Genomic DNA, 1,685 nt, shown 5'->3' with positions numbered 1-1,685 from the left:
CGCCCCGCTGCGGGCGGCCTCCCCGAACAGCTGCGCGGCCAGCGCCGGGTCGTCGGTCAGCGCCGCCTCGCCGTGCCGCTCCAGCAGCCGGGCCGCGTGCCGGTCGCGGACCTGCTCCGCGGCCAGCCTCCGGGCCAGCGCCACGGGCTCCTCGCCACGCTCGACGAGCAGCGCCAGCACCTGGCGGCGGACCCGGCGGGTCACGTCGGGCGGGGTGCTCGCCAGCAGCACGCGGGCCGCGAGGGGGACCACCTCGCCGGTGCCCAGCAGCAGCCCGGTGGCCCGCCCGGCGTCGAGCAGGTCGACCGCCGCGTCGGGCGGTACACCGAGCACCTCGCCCAGCACCTCCTCGTCCAGCGGCGCGCCGGCGGCGACGGCGTGCAGCAGCGCGCGGGTCTGCTCCTCCACCGCGGCGAGATCGGCGCGAAGGCGGTCGGTGACCTCCTCCGGCACCACCAGGCGGCCCGGCTGCGCGGGGACGCCGCCACGGCCTCCGCCCCGCCGGGACAGCGCCCGCAGCAGCGGGGCGGCGAGCGCGGGCAGTCCACCGGTCTGCGCCAGGACGGCGTCGACGAGTGCGGGGGACAGCGCCTCGCCGAGCAGCTCGCGGGCCCAGCCGCGCACCTGCGCCCGGTCGGCGTGCCCGAGGACGACGGTGCGTCGGGCCGTGCCCAGCTCGGCCAGCAGCGCGGCGAGCGGCGCGGTCCGGGGCCACGGGCGCAGCGCCAGTGCCACCCGGGCAGCGGGGGAGTGCAGCAGCACGCCGAGGCGGGCCACGTCGGTCGCGGACAGCCGGTGGGCGTCGTCGACGACGACCGCCACCGGCCCGGGCAGCGCGGTCGGCTCGTCGGGGACGGCGTCGAGCACGGCCAGCCCGGCCCGCTCGTGGGCCGCGGCGAGCTCGCCGAGGAACAGCGTCTTCCCGGTCCCCCCGGGACCCTGCACCGTCACCACGGCGGGCGCCCGGCCGGACGGGGTGGCCAGCTCGCGCACCACCTCCGGCCCCCACCCGGCGGACAGCGGGCCGGTCGTCCGCGTGGCCGCGGTCACGCCGACTCCGGGGTGGTCGTCGCCGTGGCGGACTCGGTGGGCACCGGCGTGGGCTCGGGGGCCGTCGTCGGCTCGGTGGCCGGTTCCTCGGGGGCCGACTGTTCACCGGCGGGCTGTCCGGTGACCGGCTGCTCGGTCACCGGGGGCTCGACGGCGGGCTCCTCGGGTTCGGGGGAGGTCGGCCCCTCGGTCGTCGGCTGCTCGGTCACCGGGGACCCGGTGGGAGGCGGCGGGTCGGTCACCGACGGCGTTCCCGACGGCGCCGGCGTCGAGGGCTCCGGTGCGGTCGTGGTCGGTGTCGGGCCGGTCGGGCCGGGGGGAGGGGAGGCGGGGGCGGGGGAGGCGGGGGCGGACGAGGTCGAGGCGGACGAGGTGGTGTCGGACGAGGTGGTGTCGGACGAGGCGGTGTCGGACGAGGTGGTGTCGGACGAGGTGGTGTCGGACGAGGTGGCGTCCGGCGAGGCGCTGGGCCCGCCGACGGGAGCCCCCGCTCCGCGGGAGGGGACGGCCGCGCTGGCGGACGTGCTCGGGGCGCCGTCCTCCGTGGTCGGCGCCGCGGAGCCGCTCCGCGGGCTGCCCGTGGCGGGCGGCGCGCTGCTGCGGGCGGCGGTGGCGATCGCAGCAGCCAGGCTCGG

The 1,685-nt window shown here is 80.3% G+C and carries 2 protein-coding genes and 1 pseudogene; 1 reads left to right on the top strand and 2 read right to left on the bottom strand.

What is annotated here, in order from left to right:
* Nucleotides 1-1,050 (bottom strand): annotated as a pseudogene (locus E4P41_RS21655) (LuxR family transcriptional regulator); the annotation flags it as partial.
* A complete protein-coding gene (locus E4P41_RS21650; protein WP_135143248.1) occupies nt 1,047-1,259 on the bottom strand; it encodes a hypothetical protein in 213 nt (70 codons plus the stop codon). The gene E4P41_RS21650 and the pseudogene E4P41_RS21655, both read right to left, overlap by 4 nt.
* 10 nt (nt 1,260-1,269) lie before the next feature.
* Between E4P41_RS21650 and E4P41_RS21645 the strand changes: the two genes are divergently transcribed.
* On the top strand, nt 1,270-1,685 hold a 416-nt coding region (locus tag E4P41_RS21645; RefSeq protein ID WP_209307864.1), incomplete at its 3' end, for a hypothetical protein.

The organism is Geodermatophilus sp. DF01-2 (assembly GCF_004571065.1).
Taxonomy (GTDB): domain Bacteria; phylum Actinomycetota; class Actinomycetes; order Mycobacteriales; family Geodermatophilaceae; genus Geodermatophilus.
Note: the sequence above shows the minus strand (reverse complement) of the source record. Positions and strands in the feature narration are given on the sequence as shown.